Genomic DNA, 16,048 nt, shown 5'->3' on the forward strand with positions numbered 1-16,048 from the left:
GCGGGCCGCTCACTCCTGCCGCGCCGGCTGGGTGAGCACGACCCCGTCGGTGAACATCACCCCGTCGCTGAACCGGGCCTGGACGCGCCCCCCGCCGAACTGCTCCGCGTACAGGCGGGCGTACAGGCCGTCGGGCGCGGCGACGAGCTGCTGGTGCGTGCCGCGCTCGACGACCCTCCCGTCGTCCACCACGAAGATGACGTCCGCGTCGATGATCGTGGAGAGGCGGTGCGCGATCGCCAACGTGGTGCGGCGCTTGAGGACACGCGCCAGCGCGTCCTGCACGAGCCGCTCGGAGGAGGTGTCGAGGGCCGACGTGGCCTCGTCGAGGATGAGGATCCGCGGGTCCTTGAGGAGCACTCTCGCGATCGCGACGCGCTGCTTCTCCCCACCCGAGAGGCGGTAGCCCCGCTCGCCGACGACGGTGTCGTACCCGGACTCGAAGGAGACGATGCGGTCATGAATGTTGGCCGCGCGGCAGGCCTCCTCGAGCTCGGCGTCGGTGGCGTCGGGTCGGGCGTACCGCAGGTTCTGGGCGATCGTCGCGTGGAAGAGGTAGGGGTCCTGGGTCACTACGCCGACGGTGTCGGCCAGGCTCGACAACGTGACGTCCCGGATGTCGTGGCCGTCGATCCGCACCGCGCCCCGGTCGACCTCGTACAGCCTCGGCACCAGGTGGCTCAACGTGGTCTTCCCCGCCCCGGACGGGCCGACGAACGCGGCGAGCTGGCCCGGCTCGACCTCGATCGACACGTCGCGCACCGCCCAGGCGCGGCGGCCGGTCGTGCTGGCGCCCGCTGCCGTGCGGCGGTTGTCCCGCGGCGCCGGCCGCGGCAGGCCGCGCGGCATCCCGCCACCCCCGTGGCCAGCGCTCGGCACGCCGAAGCCCATCATGGCCCCCCGCATGCCACCGCCCATGCCCGACCCGCGGCCCGGGGACGCGACAGGGGCGGGCTCCTGGAGCTGCGGTGGAGACGGGTAACGGAACCACACCTGCTCGAACGAGACGCGTCCCTGCGTGGTGGCCGGGTCGAGCGCGACCGCGCCTGGGCGGTCGCCGATCGCGGGCTCCATGTCGAGGTACTCGAAGATCCGCCGGAACAAGGCGAGCGAGGTCTGCACGTCGAGGGCGACTCGCATCAACGACACGACCGGCATCAGCAGCCGCGCCTGGAGCGTCGAGAACGCGACGAGGGTGCCCGCGGTCAGCGCGCCCGCCCCGGCGCCGCCCGTGATCATGTACCCGGCGGCCAGGTACACCAGGGCGGGGGTGATCGCCATGAAGGCGTTGACCACCCCGAAGAACCCCTGGCCGGCCATCGCCTGCCGGACCTGGAGCACCACCTGGCGGTCGTTCTCCTCGCGGTACCGGGCGATCTCCGCGTCGGAGCGGTTGAACACCTTGGTCAGCAGCACCCCGGAGACGCTCAGCGCCTCCTCGGTGATCGCCGTCATGTCGGCGAGCGACTCCTGGGTGGCACGCGCGATCAGCTGCCTGCGGGCGCCCACGCGGCGTTGCATCACCACGAACACGGGCAGGAGCGCGACGGCGACGATCGTCAGCTGCCAGCTCAGCAGCAGCATCGCGACGAGCGAGGCGATCACCGTCACGACGTTGGACAGGATCGAGGAGGCGGTGGTGGTGAGCACCGACCGCACGCCGCCCACGTCGTTCGCGAGACGCGACTGGATCGAGCCCGTCTTCGTGGCGGTGAAGAAGGCCAGCTCCATGCGCTCGAGATGGGCGAACAGCCGCCCTCGCAGGTCCGCCATCGCGAGGTTGCCGACCTTGGTGGTGAGGTAGGTCTGCCCCACGCCGATCGCCGAGCTGAGCAGCGGCACGAGGATCATCGCGCCGACGAGCCACAGCAGCAGCCGCAGGTCCACCACGCCAGACGCGGGGAACAGCGCGTCGTCGAACACCCGCTGGGTCAGGAAGGGCGTGATGATGCCGAGCCCGGCGCCGACCAGGATCGACAGCACCACCAGGGCGAGCGCTCCCCGGTAGGGCGTCAACAGCGCGCCGATCCGGCGCAGCAGGGCGCCCGAGGAGCTGGGGTTGGCGGGCGTGCCCGCCCTCGGCGAGGGGGCGGCTGGAGCCTCAGCAGGGGAGTCGGCGGCCAGCAGGTGGGAGGGCGGGTCCGACGGCGCCGGTGGGACAGAGTGCTGCGGGGGAGTCGGACCGGTCATACGCCCAGTCTGGCCCCCGCGTGCGCGTCGACGAGCACAGGCGCGCACGCTTCGGCCGGGCGCGGGCCCATCAGGGGAGTGAGGACCGGTCCCCCTGTGCCAGCGCGCCGCGCACGACGGTCGCCTCGCGGTCCGGGTCTTGCACGAGCGAGGGCGACAGCCCGGCACGGCCCAGGGCCTCGAGCAGCGTCGGGGCCTGCGCGCTGCCCGCCTCCATGAGGACCTCGCCGCCAGGGGCGAGCCATCGTGGCGCGAGGGCGGCCACCCGCAGCAGCAGGTCGAGCCCTTCCGGCCCGCCGTCCAGAGCGGCCCTCGGCTCGTGCTGGCGCGCCTCCGGGGGCATCAGGCGCAGAGCCCGCGTGGGCACGTAGGGGGCGTTGGCGGTGAGGACGTCGACCGCTCCGCGCAGCCGCGTGGGCAAGGGCCCGTCGAGGTCGCCCTGGTAGACGCGGCCGGCCGGCGGCGGGATGTTCTGCCGCGCGCACCGCACGGCGGCGGGGTCGATGTCGATCGCGTGCAGCTCGATCGCCGGCCGTGCGGACGCCACAGCCATCCCGACGGCGCCCGACCCGCAGCACAGGTCCACGACCCGAGCGGGCCGCAGGGCTCCCCGTGCCGCGAGCGCGGCGAGGGCCAGCTCCACGAGGAGCTCGGTGCGGCGGCGGGGGACGAAGACGCCCGGGTGCACGAGCACCCGGTGGCCGAGGAAGGAGGCCCATCCGAGGACGTGCTCGAGCGGGGCGCCCTCGACCCGTCGGGCGGTGAGCTCGGCCAGGTGGACGGGCGACCGGGCCTCGGCGCGCAGCAGGGCGGCCTCGTCCTCGGCGAAGACGCACCCGGCGGCCCTGAGCGCGGCCACGAGCTCGGACGCGGGTGGCCAGCCGTCCGCGCCCGACGCTTCCGCCGCCGTGGGCGGTGAGACGGCGAGCGGGTCCTCAGGCATGGGTGTCCTCAGGCATGGGTGGCGTCGACCGCGCGCTGCACGAGCTCCTGGTCGTCGGCGCCGTCGAGGCGCCACCCGCGCTGCCGCATGGCGCCGTTGCCGCGGCGCAGCACCTCGTCGAACTGGGCGGCGACCCATTCCCGGTCCCCGGCGGCGTCCAGCGCCGGCCCGACGTGGTCGAGCAGCACCTGGACCGCCTCGACGGCGGGGATCGGGCGCAGCGTGGCAGGGCTCAGCAGGTCGCCCGTGAGGCCAGACCGCGCCGCCCGCCAGGCCGCCAGGCGCAGCGCCTCCGTCCGCGGCTCCGGCCCCAGCGCCGCGCCGCCGGAGAGCGAGGCGTCGAGCGCGGTGTCGGCGAGGGCCCGCACCAGCACGCCTTGGAGGACGGCGTCGGCGGCGTCGAGGCACACGTCGGGCACGCGGACCTCGACGGTGGGGTAGGCGGGGGAGAGGCGGGCGTCGAAGTAGACCATCCCGGGGTCGAGGATCGTCCCGCTCGAGACCAGGTCGTCGACCAGCGCGTGGTAGGTGGCGGCGTCGCCGAACGGCCCAGTGGGCCCGGCGGTGGGCCACCGCCCCCAGACCTGGGAGCGGTAGCTCGCGTAGGCCGTGTCCTCGCCGTGCCAGTAGGGGCTGTTCGCGCTCAACGCGAGGAGCAGTGGCGTCCAGCGGCGGAGGTGGTCGATGACCCGGACCCCCTCCTCGTCGTCGGCGACCTCGACGTGGATGTGGCATCCGCACGTCAGCTGCTCGCGCGCGATCTCGCCGAACTCGTCGCGGATGGCGCGGGCGCGCTGGTTCACGATGACGGTGGGATCCCCGCCGGTGGGCGCCGTGCCCAGCGCGACGACGCGCGCCCCCACGTGCTGCGCGGAGGCGTCGGCCCGGGCGCGGCCTGCGCGGACCTCGGCCAGGATGTCGGTCACGGTGGAGCGCGGCCGGGTGGACGTCTCGACCTGCTCCTGCGTGAACTCCTTCTCCAGGCGCCCTCCTGGCGGGTCGTCGACCGACTCGTCGGCGGCATGGGCCGCTGCGTGCTGCAGCGCCGGGGCCGCGACAGCACGCAGCGTCCCGTCGGGAGACACGAGCAGGAACTCTTCTTCAATCCCTATGCGGCGCACCACCACAGTGTGGAGGGAGTGCGCGCCCCTGTCGCGCCGGATATTACTTTACTGACATATTGTCCATTATTGGCATTTCCTTTACCAACGGGCGCACAACCGTCGCCACCTCCCACGCGCTGCTGGCGCTGTGGTCGGGCAGCCCGGGAGCGACGGCGCAATTCGGGCGCGCGGTGGGGGGGCGGGGCCGTCAGGACAAGAACGTGGTGATCGCCTCGACGACGAGGTCGTGGTCATCGCCCTGCGGGAGGCCCGAGACCGTCACCGTGCCGACCGGACCCACGTCCTTGACCCGCACCGGGAAGCAGCCCCCGTGCGCCGCGTAGCGCTGCACCGGCAGGTCGTGCTGCTCGGCGAACGTCGTGCCGTCCGCCCGCGCCCGCGTCCCCACCAGGTACGACGACGCCCCGAACCGCTCCGTCACGCGCACCTTGCGGTCCACCCAGGTGTCGTTGTCAGGCGTGGTCCCCGGCAACGAGGCGTGGAACAGCTGGTGGCGGCCACGGCGCACGTCGATCGTCACCGGCAGCGAGCGCTCCTGTGCGATCTCGACCAGGAGGCACCCCAGCCGCCAGGCGTCGTCGTTGTCGAAACGCGTGAAGACCAGCGTCCGCTCCTGCTCCTCGAGCGTCGCGACGAGTTGCACCAGCTCGAGATTCGTTGTCAGGCTCATCCCTCGATCATGGCCGCGCCAGCCATCGCAGTCGAGCGGGCACGCGGGACGCCCGGGCAGCCCTAGTAGTTCGTGCGGGTCGCCGTGGCGCGAGCGTTGCCCCGCGCGCCCCCGCGCGGTAGAACCAGACCTCTCGCACGTCGCCGACGACCGACCGATGGAGACACCATGACCAGTGCCACCCGATCGGACGCGCAGCCGGCCGCGACGCATGTCGCCGACAGCCACGACATGATCCGCGTGCAAGGCGCCCGGGAGAACAACCTCCAGGACGTCAGCGTCGAGATCCCCAAGCGCCGGCTCACGGTGTTCACCGGCGTGTCTGGCTCCGGCAAGAGCTCGCTGGTCTTCTCCACGATCGCCGCCGACTCGCAACGGATGATCAACGAGACGTACAGCGCGTTCGTGCAGGGCTTCATGCCCAACCTGGCACGGCCCGACGTCGACGCCCTCGACGGCCTCACGACCGCGATCATCGTCGACCAGGAGCGGATGGGCGCCAACCCCCGCTCGACCGTCGGCACCGCCACCGACGCCAACGCGATGCTCCGCATCCTGTTCAGCCGGCTCGGCGACCCCCACATCGGCCCACCCAACGCCTACTCCTTCAACGTCCCCTCGGTGACAGCCAGCGGCGCCATCACCGTCGAGCGCGGGGGCAAGACACGCGCCGAGAAAGCCACCTTCAACCGCCTCGGAGGCATGTGCCCGCGCTGCGAGGGCATGGGCTCCGTCACCGACTTCGACCTGTCCGCCCTGTACGACGACACCAAGTCGCTGCGCGAGGGCGCGCTCACGATCCCCGGGTACAGCACCGACGGCTGGTACGGCCGCATCTTCAGCGAGTCCGGGTTCTTCGACCCGGACAAGCCGATCAGCGCCTTCACGAAGCGCGAGCTCCACGACCTGCTCCACAAGGAGCCCACCAAGATCAAGATCGAGGGCATCAACCTCACCTACGAGGGGCTGATCCCGAAGATCCAGAAGTCCATGCTGTCCAAAGACCGCGAGGCGATGCAGCCGCACATCCGCGCCTTCGTGGAACGCGCCATCACCTTCACAACCTGCCCCGAGTGCCAGGGCGCCCGCCTCAGCGCCGAGGCCCGCTCCTCGACCATCAACGGCACGAGCATCGCCGACGCCTGCGCGATGCAGATCAGCGACCTGGCCGAGTGGGTCCGCACCCTGCACGAGCCGTCGGTCGCCCCTCTCCTGGCAGGGCTCCAGCACCTCCTCGACTCGTTCGTGGAGATCGGGTTGGGCTACCTCTCCCTCGACCGCCCCTCCGGGAGCCTGTCCGGGGGCGAGTCCCAACGCACCAAGATGATCCGGCACCTCGGCTCGTCCCTCACGGACGTCACCTACGTCTTCGACGAGCCGACGATCGGCCTGCACCCCCACGACATCCAGAAGATGAACCAGCTGCTGCTGCGGCTGCGCGACAAGGGCAACACCGTGCTCGTCGTCGAGCACAAGCCCGAGACGATCGCCATCGCCGACCACGTCATCGACCTCGGGCCAGGAGCCGGCGCCCACGGCGGGACGGTCTGCTTCGAGGGCGCCGTCGAGGACCTGCGGGCGAGCGACACCGTCACCGGGCGCCACCTCGACGACCGCGCCCGCCTCAAGGCCGAGGTGCGCCGGCCCACCGGCGCGCTCGCGGTCAGGGGCGCGTCCACGAACAACCTGCGGGACGTGGACGTCGACGTCCCGCTGGGGGTCCTGTGCGTGCTCACCGGAGTCGCGGGGTCAGGCAAGAGCTCGCTGGTCGACGGCTCGATCGCGCGGCGCGAGGGCGTCGTGGCCATCGACCAGGGGGCGATCAAGGGCTCGCGGCGCAGCAACCCGGCCACCTACACGGGGCTGCTCGAGCCGATCCGCAAGGCGTTCGCCAAGGCGAATGGCGTGAAGCCGGCGCTCTTCAGCTCGAACTCCGCGGGCGCCTGCCCCGCCTGCAACGGCGCGGGGGTGATCTTCACCGACCTGGGCATCATGGCCACCGTCGAGTCCACCTGCGAGGAGTGCGAGGGCAAGCGGTTCCAGGCCGCGGTGCTCGAGCACACGCTCGCGGGGCGGAACATCGCCGAGGTGCTCGCGATGTCGGTGACCGAGGCCGAGCAGTTCTTCGGTGACGGCGAGGCCCGCACACCGGCCGCGCACGCGATCCTGCACCGTCTCGCGGACGTCGGGCTCGGCTACCTGAGCCTGGGCCAGCCGCTCACCACGTTGTCCGGCGGCGAGCGGCAGCGCCTGAAGCTCGCGACCCAGATGGCCGACAAGGGCCAGGTCTACGTCCTCGACGAGCCCACCACCGGCCTGCACCTGGCCGACGTCGCCCAGCTGCTCGCGCTGTTGGACCGGCTCGTCGACTCCGGCGCCTCGGTCATCGTCATCGAGCACCACCAGGCCGTGATGGCGCACGCGGACTGGATCATCGACCTCGGCCCGGGCGCGGGCCACGACGGCGGACGGGTGGTCTTCGAGGGCACGCCCGCCGACCTCGTCGCAGGCCGCGCCACGCTCACCGGCGAGCATCTGGCGGGCTACGTCGGCGCCTGACGCCTCGGTGGGTCACGCCGGACGACCCAGGGGCGCGACGCCGGATGGCGCCGCGCCCCTGGTGCACGAGCCCTGGGTGAGGGATCAGGAGGCCGAGCAGCTCACCGTCGGCCACGTCCAGTTGCCACCGTGCGAGACGGTGAAGCCGAACGAGGTCGTCTGGCCTGCCGCCAGCGAGCCGTTGCCGCTCGGGCGCATCGTCATGACGTTCCCGGAGCCGTCCCACGTGGGCGAGCCGTTCCAGGTCGCGGTGATCTTCTGCGGCGAGCGGACAGTGACGGTGGACTGCCAGTTGCTGATGTTCGTGTTGGCGCGGATGGTCACCGTGCCGTTGAACCGGTCATTCCACTTCTCGCCCTCCGAGTAGGTCGCCGTGCAGCTCGCTCCGCCGGGGGGCGGGGTGGTGGGCGGCGGGGTCGTCGGGTTGCCCGTGGGCGGCGGGGTCGTCGGGTTGGGGGCGGGCGTGCCACCGGCGTTCAGCTGGTTGAGCACGCTGGTGTAGGCGGCCTTCTTGTTGCCGGACCCGTCGAACAGCAGCGGGGTCCCGCTGGCGCGCCAGGAGTCGGTGTCCCGCACGCCCCACACCGTGATGCCGGTGCAGCGGGCCACGGACAGGCACGCCTGGACCACGCCCTGGTACTGCTGGGCCTGCGAGCTCCCCGAGCCCTCGATGTCGAGCTCGGTGATCTGCACGTCGACGCCGAGGTCGGCGAAGTTCTGGAGCGTCGTGTGGTAGTTCGACGGCACGGGGTTGCCCGAGTTGAAGTGCGCCTGGAAGCCGACGCAGTCGATGGGCACGCCGCGGGCCTTGAAGTCGCGGACCATGTTGTAGACGCCCTGGGTCTTGGCGTGCGACCAGTTGTCGGTGTTGTAGTCGTTGTAGCAGAGCTTGGCGTTCGGGTCGGCGGCGCGAGCGGCGCGGAACGCGGCCTCGATCCAGTCGCCGCCGGTGCGCTGCAGGTTCGAGTCGCGACGTCCGCCCGAGTTGCCGTCGGCGAACGCCTCGTTCACGACGTCCCAGGAGTGGATCTTGCCGCGGTAGTAGGTCGCGACCTGAGTGATGTGGTTGAGCATCGCGTTCCGCAGCGCGGTGCCGGACATGTTCTGCATCCATCCGGGCTGCTGCGCGTGCCAGGCCAACGCGTGGCCGCGCACCTGCTTGCCGCTCTGCCGCGCCCAGTTGACGATCCGGTCGCCGCTCGACCAGTTGAACTGGTTCTGGTTCGGCTCGAGCGCGTCCATCTTCATCTCGTTCTCGGCCGTGATCATGTTGAACTCGCGGTTCGCGATGGTCGTGTAGGTCGAGTCGTTCAGCCGGCTCGCCGCGATGGCGGTGCCGAAGTAGCGACCGCTCTCCGCGGCTGCGGCCTGCAGCGTGCTGCCCGCCGCATTGGCCGGCACGGCCAGCGTGACGGCGAGCACCGCCGCGGACAGGCCGCCCGCAGCCGTCACGAGACGGCCACGGGTGCTCCTCAGACGTGGGGTCGTCATTGATCCCTCCTCAGGGGTGGATGTGTCGGCGGTCATCGCCGGCACGTCACCCTCAGGCGGTGCGCCACAGGGCGTCAAGGGGATCGATACGTTCAGATAGTTTCGAAGGGGGATTCGAAACGATTAACCACCCATTAGAGCGAATTCTAACGATAAAAAGCGGCGTCTGGTCCGGTCCAGGGGGCGCCGAGACGCCCGATCTGCGGCAGCGCTCCCACGCGGCGACCGAAACTATCGGCCACTCACACCGCCGGACGGCGCCAGCGGGCTGCCCGACGAGCGGCTTCCACGACGCCGTGCGCAGAAGTCGGGCCGCCTGTGCGCAGCCGTCGAACCGCGACGGGGGAGTGGCGCATCCGCGCGGGCGGGCAACCGTCCACCTGGTCGGCGAGGTCACCGTGCCAGCGTCGGCTCTGCCTTCTGCCGGGTTCCACATCGGTCCCACTCGTCCACAGCGGCCAGGCGCTCAGACCGCGCCAGCCTCGATGCCCGGCGGCGTCGCAGAACGGCTCGCTCCGCAGCTCCCGTGCGGGCCCCGTCGCAGATCCGGGTCAGCTCGCCCTCCGCGCCATCCACGAGGCTCCTGGCCCGTGCAGGCTGGCCTCCATGTCGACCGCGCGACTCGCCCAGGCTCTCCAGGCCGAATCCTCAGGCGCCGGTCTGCCGTGGGCTCGGCGGCTGGTGGACTCCCAGCACGAGCTCAAGCCTGTGGCCCGCTTCCCACCAGCACACCCCTCAGCCGATAATGGACATTATGTCATTTCACGTCTGAGAGAGCCGCTTCTCTCCTCCCCAGGCCACTGACGCGCCCCATGATGGCAAGCCGCCGAGTCCCCGGCCAGGGGGCCGTCAGCCACCCTGCCCCTGGGAGGCGGCGAGACTTCACGAGCAGCGGACGTCGCGGCGCAGCCTCTCCAGCGCGTCCGGCGTCAACTGACGGCCGCATGGCAACCCGATGCATGAAATACGACAAGTCGTGTTTTCATGCAGATTGCAGCCCTGTGTCGTCAGGGCGCAGACGGCGCCTGCCCTTCGCAGGAGCGCTCAGTGCCCCTGGAGCGCGCACTCGAACCGCACCTCGGAGCGCGCCGGGTCCCGAGGATGAGGCTGGCTCGCGCCCGTCGGGACGAACCCGAACCCCGTGTACAGCGCGCACGCCGCGTCATTGTCATCGACCACCCAGAGCGACAGGGTCGTGGCGCCTGTCCCGACAGCCTCGTCAGCGACCCGACGCAGGAGCGCGCCGCCTATCCCCTGGCTCCTGTAGCCGGGATCAACCCACAGGCTGACCACGTGCCTGTCGTCCACAGGCGACCCCGGCTCGGTGATCATGCAGACGAGCCCGACAGGCGCCACCTCGGACGCGGTGCGGGCGACGAACCAGTGGCTCGATCGCAGGCGCATCCGCCAGTGGGACTCCTGGAAGCGCTGGTCCCTCGCGAGCGACGCGCCGAACGCCTGAGGGCTCTGCCACAGCGCGCGCAGACGGATGTCGCGAAGCACCTCCCACTCGTCCTCGGACAACTGCTCAACTCTGACCATCGGGTCAGCATGCCCGATTCGGGAGCGTCGCCACTCCCCCGACTCGCCGTTGCGGCGCACAGCCTCGTCGCGGACGGACACGGCTGCGGCAGCACGGCCCGGAGTCGCGGCGGTCAGGCCCCGTCGACGTCCAGAGAGCTGGGCTCAGCGAGCGGGCGGCCATCAGCGGCCAGGTCGTCGCCGCCGTCCGAACGCCTCCCCGGGTATGGCCCCACCGCGTGCTGGTCCGGCGGCTCAGAGCCCGGGCCGGCCTCGTCGGGAGTGTCCTCGTCGGGGATGGGCTCCTGGGCTGGGCGGTCGGGCGCAGCGTCCGGGTCCAGTGGCTCGGGAATCGTCATCACGCACCTCCGGTTCGGCGGCCGGCGAGAGGTGGCCTCTCAGAGCACCGGCAGCGCGTCCGCCGCGGGCAGCCGGTGATACTCCACGTCGGGGCACAGCTGGTGGACGAGGCGGTCGACCAGCGCTTTGCCAGCCGGGCTCAGCGTCGCGTCGTGGATCGGCACGACCGTGCGCGGCGCGATCTCATGGATGAAGTCGACAGCCTCCACGATCTTCATCCACGGGCCCGCCACCGGGGCGAGCAGCGTGCCCACCACGCGATCGGCGGGAACGGTGAACGAGTCCCCGGGATGGAGCAGGGCGCCGTCGATCAGGTACGCGACGTTCACCACCCTGGGGATCGTGGGGTAGACGACGGCATGCCACTCCCCCAGCACCTCGACGTCGAACCCGACCGCCTCGATGCGCGCACCAGCGGTCACGCCATGGAGTCGCTCGTCGCCCGCCGTCCCGTCCGACAGCGCGATGATGACCGAGGGCGGCCCCCAGACCTGCAGGTCAGGGTCGACGTCCAGCGACTGGCGCAGCATGGACATGTCGACATGGTCGCTGTGCTCGTGCGTGACCAGCACCCCCGCGGCGCCGGTGAGGGCATCGGGGGCGCTCAGGCGGCCGGGGTCGATCACCAGCCGCATCCCGTCCCGCTCGAGCCGGATGCAAGAGTGCCCCCACGCGGTCAGTTCGCTCGCCATCACCCCAGCATCAGGGGGCGCGGGCCAGCGCGCCAATGGGCGTGAGCCGCATCGGCGCGCTGGCGTCCGATCAGGAGATGACCATCACCAGGTCGCCGCCCTCGAGCTGCTGCACCGCGCCGATCGCGAGGCGCTGCACCTTCCCGGCGACGGGCGTGGTGATGGCGGCCTCCATCTTCATGGCCTCCACTGTCGCCACCGTCTGCCCGGCCTCGACCGACTGGCCCTCCTGGACCACCGGCGTCACGGCCCCGGCGAACGGGGCGGCGATCTGGCCGGGGTTCCCGGGGTCGGCCTTCTCGGCCGCGGCCACGTCCACCTCGACGGTCCTGTCGCGGACCTGGATCGGGCGGATCTGCCCGTTGAGCGTGAACATGACGGTCCGCATGCCGCGCACGTCAGGCTCGCCGACGGCCTCGAGGCCCACCAGCAGGCGCACGCCCTTGCCGAGCTCGATGTCCACCTCGTCGCCGTTGGTCATGCCGTACAGGTAGCGCGTCGTGTCGAGCACGCTGACGTCCCCGTAGGAGCCGCGAAACGCCTGGAACTCCTTGGTGGGGCCGGAGAACAGCAGGTGGTTCAACCGGTCGCGACGCGTCGCGGAGTCCGCTGCCAGGTCCTGGCGGTCCTGGTCGGAGAGCGGCGTGACCGAGGCGCGCACGGTGCGACCAGCGAGGGCCTTGGAGCGGAACGGCTCCGGCCAGCCGCCGGGCGGGTCGCCCAGCTCGCCGGACAGGAAGCCGACCACCGAGTCCGGGATGTCGTAGGACTGCGGGTTCTCCGCGAAGTCGGCGGGATCCGCGTGCCGGGCCACCAGGTGCAGCGCGAGGTCGCCGACCACCTTGGAGGACGGGGTGACCTTCACCAGGCGGCCGAGGATGCGGTCCGCCGCGGCGTACGTCTCCTCGATCTGCTCGAACCGGCCGCCGAGGCCCAGCGCGATGGCCTGCTGGCGCAGGTTCGACAGCTGGCCGCCGGGGATCTCGTGGTCGTAGACCCGCCCTGTGGGGCCGGGCAGGCCGGACTCGAACGGGCGGTAGAGCCGGCGGACGGCCTCCCAGTACGGCTCGAGGTCGCAGACCGCGCGCAGGTCCAGCCCGGTGTCGCGCGGCGTGTGCTCGAGCCCCGCGACGAGCGCCGACATCGACGGCTGGCTGGTGGTGCCGGCCATCGCCGCGCTGGCGGCGTCGACCGCGTCGACGCCTGCCTCGACGGCCGCCATCAGCGTGGCCAGCTGGCCGCCGGTGGTGTCGTGCGTGTGCAGGTGCACGGGCAGGTCGAACCGCTCACGCAGCGCGGTGACGAGCTTGGTCGCCGCAGCGGGACGCAGCAGCCCGGCCATGTCCTTGATGGCGAGCACGTGCGCGCCGGCCTCGACGATCCGGTCGGCGAGCCGCAGGTAGTAGTCGAGCGTGTACAGGTCCTCGGCCGGGCTCAGCAGGTTCCCCGTGTAGCAGAGGGCGACCTCGGCGATCGGGGTGCCCGCCTCGCGGACGGCGTCGATCGCCGGGCGCATCTGCTCGACGTCGTTGAGCGCGTCGAAGATCCGGAAGATGTCGATGCCGGTGGCCGTGGCCTCGCGGACGAACGCCGCGGTGACCTCGGTGGGGTACGGCGTGTAGCCGACCGTGTTGCGGCCGCGAAGCAGCATCTGCAGGGCGAGGTTGGGCATGGCCTCCCGCAGGGACGCCAGACGCTCCCACGGGTCCTCGCCGAGGAAGCGCAGCGCGACGTCGTACGTGGCGCCTCCCCAGGCCTCAACCGAGAGCAGTTGCGGCAGCACGCGTGCCTCGGTGGCGCTCACCGCGAGCAGGTCGTGCGTGCGGACCCGGGTGGCGAGCAGCGACTGGTGGGCGTCGCGGAAGGTGGTGTCTGTCACCGCGACGGCCGTCTGCTCGCGCAGCGACCTCGCGAAGCCCTCGGGTCCCAGCTCCAGGAGCCGCTGCCGGCTCCCCGCCGGGGCCGGGCTCGCGAGGTCGACGGTCGGCAGTTTGAGGCGCGGGTCGACGGCGTCGCTCGGACGGGCGCCGTGCGGCCGGTTGACCGTGACGTCACCCAGGTAGGACAGCAGCCGGGTGCCGCGGTCCGCGCTCTCGCGCGCGGCGAGCAGCTCAGGACGCTCGTCGATGAAGGAGGTCGAGATCCGCCCGGCGGCGAACTCCGGGTCGGCGAGGACGGCCTGCAGGAACGGGATGTTGGTCCGGATCCCGCGGATCCGGAACTCGGCGAGGGCGCGACGGGCTCGGCGCACCGCCGTCGGGTAGTCACGGCCACGGCACGTGAGCTTGACCAGCATCGAGTCGAAGTGGCCGGAGATCTCCGAGCCCGCCGACGCCGTCGCGCCGTCGAGCCGCACCCCGGCGCCGCCCGGCGAGCGGTACGCGACGATCCGGCCGGTGTCGGGACGGAAGCCGTTGGACGGGTCCTCGGTGGTGATGCGGGTCTGCAGCGCCGAGCCGTTGATGCGGATCGAGTCCTGGTCGATGCCGAGGTCCGCCAGCGTCTCCCCCGCGGCGATGCGCATCTGCGACGAGACGAGGTCGATGTCGGTGACCTCCTCGGTCACGGTGTGCTCGACCTGGATGCGGGGGTTCATCTCGATGAACACGTGCTGGCCCGCGCGCTCGCCGACGGTGTCGAGGAGGAACTCGACGGTGCCGGCATTCTGGTAGCCGATGCTCCGGGCGAACTTCACCGCGTCGCGGCACAGCGCGTCACGGGTCTCGGGGTCGAGGTCCGGCGCCGGCGCGATCTCGACGACCTTCTGGTGGCGACGCTGCAGCGAGCAGTCGCGCTCGTAGAGGTGCACCACGTTGCCGGCGCCGTCGGCGAGGATCTGCACCTCGATGTGGCGCGGGCGCAGCACGGCGCGCTCCAGGAACACCGTGGGGTCGCCGAACGCGGCGTCCGCCTCGCGCATCGCCGCGGACAGCGCCTCTGGGAGCTCGGCCGGCGTGGCGACCCGGCGCATGCCGCGCCCACCGCCACCGGCGACGGCCTTGACGAAGATCGGGAATCCGACCTCCTCGGCGGCGGCGATCAGCTCGTCGACGTCAGAGGACGGCGCGGAGGACGGCAGCACGGGCAGGCCGGCGTCGCGGGCAGCCTTCAGCGCGCGCACCTTGTTGCCGGCGAGCTCCAGGACCTCCGGCGGCGGGCCGATGAAGGTCAGCCCGGCGGCGATGGCCGCGCGGGCGAACTCGGGGTTCTCCGAGAGGAAGCCGTAGCCCGGGTAGATGGCGTCCGCGCCGGAGTCGGCGGCGACGCGGATGATCTCGTCGATGTCCAGGTAGGCACGGACCGGATGACCAGCGGTCCCGATCGGGTACGCCTCGTCCGCCTTCAACCGGTGCTCGGAGTTCCGGTCCTCTTGGGGGAAGACCGCTACTGTCCGCGCGCCCAGCTCATAGGCGGCGCGGAATGCGCGCACTGCGATCTCAGCGCGGTTCGCGACGAGCACCTTAGAGAACACGACTCACCCCATCCGTTTGGTTCGGGAGCACCGTAGCGGCTGCCCTCCGCACGGGCCGTCGGCAACCGCATGCCGAAACAGCGCCCCGCCCGCTCCCCCGGCAGATCTTGCCATGTCGGCTTTCGTTCGCGTTTTCGTGCTCAGCCGACGCCCCGCTACCGTGAGCCCGTGCTGGTCTTGGGTGTGTGCAGTCTCAAAGGTGGAGTAGGCAAGACGTCGGTGACGCTGGGGTTGGCCTCAGCCGCCCTGGAGCGTGGTCTACGCACCCTCGTCGTCGACCTCGACCCGCAGGGCGACAGCACCCTCGCCCTGGGCGTGGCTCCGGGTGAGCACCTGGACGTCGCCGCCGTGCTCGACGACCCGTCGGCCGAGACCGTCCGGGCCGCCACGGCGCCCAGCGGCTGGGCGGACGAGGGCCTCGACGTCCTCGCCGGATCCGACCGTTCCGCGCGCCACGACGGCATCGACGCGACCGGCAGCGACGTGGACCGGCTGCGCTTCGCGCTCTCGTGGGTGGGCGGCTACGACCTCGTCCTCCTCGACTGCCCGCCGTCGCTCGGCGGCCTGACCCGCGCCGGGCTGACCGCGTGCGACCGGGCGGTCGTGGTGACCGAGCCCGGCCTGTTCTCCGTCATGGCCGTGGGCCGGGCCATGCGCACGATCGACGAGCTGCGCCGGGGGCCGGCGCCGTCGCTGCAGCCGCTGGGCGTGGTGGTCAACCGCGTGCGGTCGCGCTCCGTCGAGCAGGCTTTCCGGCTCGAGGAGCTGCGCTCGCTGTACGGGCCGCTGATCCTGTCCCCCATGCTCCCCGAGCGCGCTGCGCTGCAGCAGGCGCAGGGTGCTGCGCAGCCCGTGCACGCGTGGCCGGGCGCGGCCGCGGGGGAGCTCGCCGACGCGTTCGACCAGCTCCTGGAGCGCGCGCTCCGGGCTCCCGCCACGCGCTGAGGGCCCACCGGGGCGCGTCACGCGGCCGATCAAGCTGCGAAGGGCAGCGCGCTCGTGGCTGTTCCGACGCGCGCGGTCAGC

The 16,048-nt window shown here is 71.9% G+C and carries 11 protein-coding genes; 2 read left to right on the forward strand and 9 right to left on the reverse strand.

Annotated elements, in window-relative coordinates; genetic code table 11:
* Positions 1–9 precede the first annotated feature (9 nt).
* The 4 genes from NP064_RS08275 to NP064_RS08290 all read right to left on the reverse strand — a co-directional run bounded on the left by NP064_RS08275 (position 10) and on the right by NP064_RS08290 (position 4,927).
* Positions 10–2,190, reverse strand: a complete 2,181-nt coding sequence (locus tag NP064_RS08275) for an ABC transporter ATP-binding protein (protein WP_227569159.1) — start codon at positions 2,188–2,190, stop codon at positions 10–12.
* A gap of 70 nt (positions 2,191–2,260) precedes the next feature.
* Positions 2,261–3,133, reverse strand: coding sequence for a putative protein N(5)-glutamine methyltransferase (locus NP064_RS08280; RefSeq protein ID WP_227569160.1), 873 nt, complete (start codon positions 3,131–3,133; stop codon positions 2,261–2,263).
* 8 nt (positions 3,134–3,141) lie between these two features.
* Positions 3,142–4,254 (reverse strand): carboxylate-amine ligase, encoded by a 1,113-nt coding sequence (locus NP064_RS08285; RefSeq protein ID WP_227569161.1) that lies wholly within the window; start codon positions 4,252–4,254, stop codon positions 3,142–3,144.
* 190 nt (positions 4,255–4,444) lie between these two features.
* Positions 4,445–4,927, reverse strand: coding sequence for a heme-degrading domain-containing protein (locus NP064_RS08290; protein WP_227569162.1), 483 nt, complete (start codon positions 4,925–4,927; stop codon positions 4,445–4,447).
* A gap of 168 nt (positions 4,928–5,095) precedes the next feature.
* On the opposite strand from NP064_RS08290, the gene NP064_RS08295 reads away from it, so the two are divergent.
* On the forward strand, positions 5,096–7,486 hold the full coding sequence (locus tag NP064_RS08295) for an ATP-binding cassette domain-containing protein (RefSeq protein ID WP_227569163.1): 2,391 nt from the start codon (positions 5,096–5,098) through the stop codon (positions 7,484–7,486).
* Positions 7,487–7,570: 84 nt separating this feature from the next.
* On the opposite strand, the gene NP064_RS08300 is transcribed toward NP064_RS08295, so the two are convergent.
* From NP064_RS08300 to NP064_RS08320, 5 genes are all read right to left on the reverse strand, one after another.
* On the reverse strand, positions 7,571–8,977 hold the full coding sequence (locus tag NP064_RS08300; RefSeq protein ID WP_227569164.1) for a glycoside hydrolase family 10 protein: 1,407 nt from the start codon (positions 8,975–8,977) through the stop codon (positions 7,571–7,573).
* A 1,044-nt stretch (positions 8,978–10,021) separates the two neighbouring features.
* Positions 10,022–10,519: a GNAT family N-acetyltransferase gene (locus NP064_RS08305; RefSeq protein ID WP_227569165.1), complete on the reverse strand. Its 498-nt coding sequence runs from the start codon at positions 10,517–10,519 to the stop codon at positions 10,022–10,024.
* Between the two features lie 113 nt (positions 10,520–10,632).
* A complete protein-coding gene (locus tag NP064_RS08310; protein ID WP_227569166.1) occupies positions 10,633–10,857 on the reverse strand; it encodes a hypothetical protein in 225 nt (74 codons plus the stop codon).
* A gap of 39 nt (positions 10,858–10,896) precedes the next feature.
* Positions 10,897–11,550 carry an MBL fold metallo-hydrolase gene (locus NP064_RS08315; protein ID WP_227569167.1) on the reverse strand — a complete coding sequence of 218 codons (654 nt, stop codon included), beginning with the start codon at positions 11,548–11,550 and terminating at the stop codon, positions 10,897–10,899.
* Between the two features lie 70 nt (positions 11,551–11,620).
* Positions 11,621–15,022, reverse strand: a complete 3,402-nt coding sequence (locus tag NP064_RS08320; protein WP_227569168.1) for a pyruvate carboxylase — start codon at positions 15,020–15,022, stop codon at positions 11,621–11,623.
* 168 nt (positions 15,023–15,190) lie between these two features.
* On the opposite strand from NP064_RS08320, the gene NP064_RS08325 reads away from it, so the two are divergent.
* A complete protein-coding gene (locus NP064_RS08325) occupies positions 15,191–15,967 on the forward strand; it encodes a ParA family protein (protein ID WP_227569169.1) in 777 nt (258 codons plus the stop codon).
* Positions 15,968–16,048: the final 81 nt, after the last annotated feature.

Origin of the sequence: Cellulomonas chengniuliangii, from assembly GCF_024508335.1 — a bacterium.
GTDB lineage: Bacteria > Actinomycetota > Actinomycetes > Actinomycetales > Cellulomonadaceae > Cellulomonas_A > Cellulomonas_A chengniuliangii.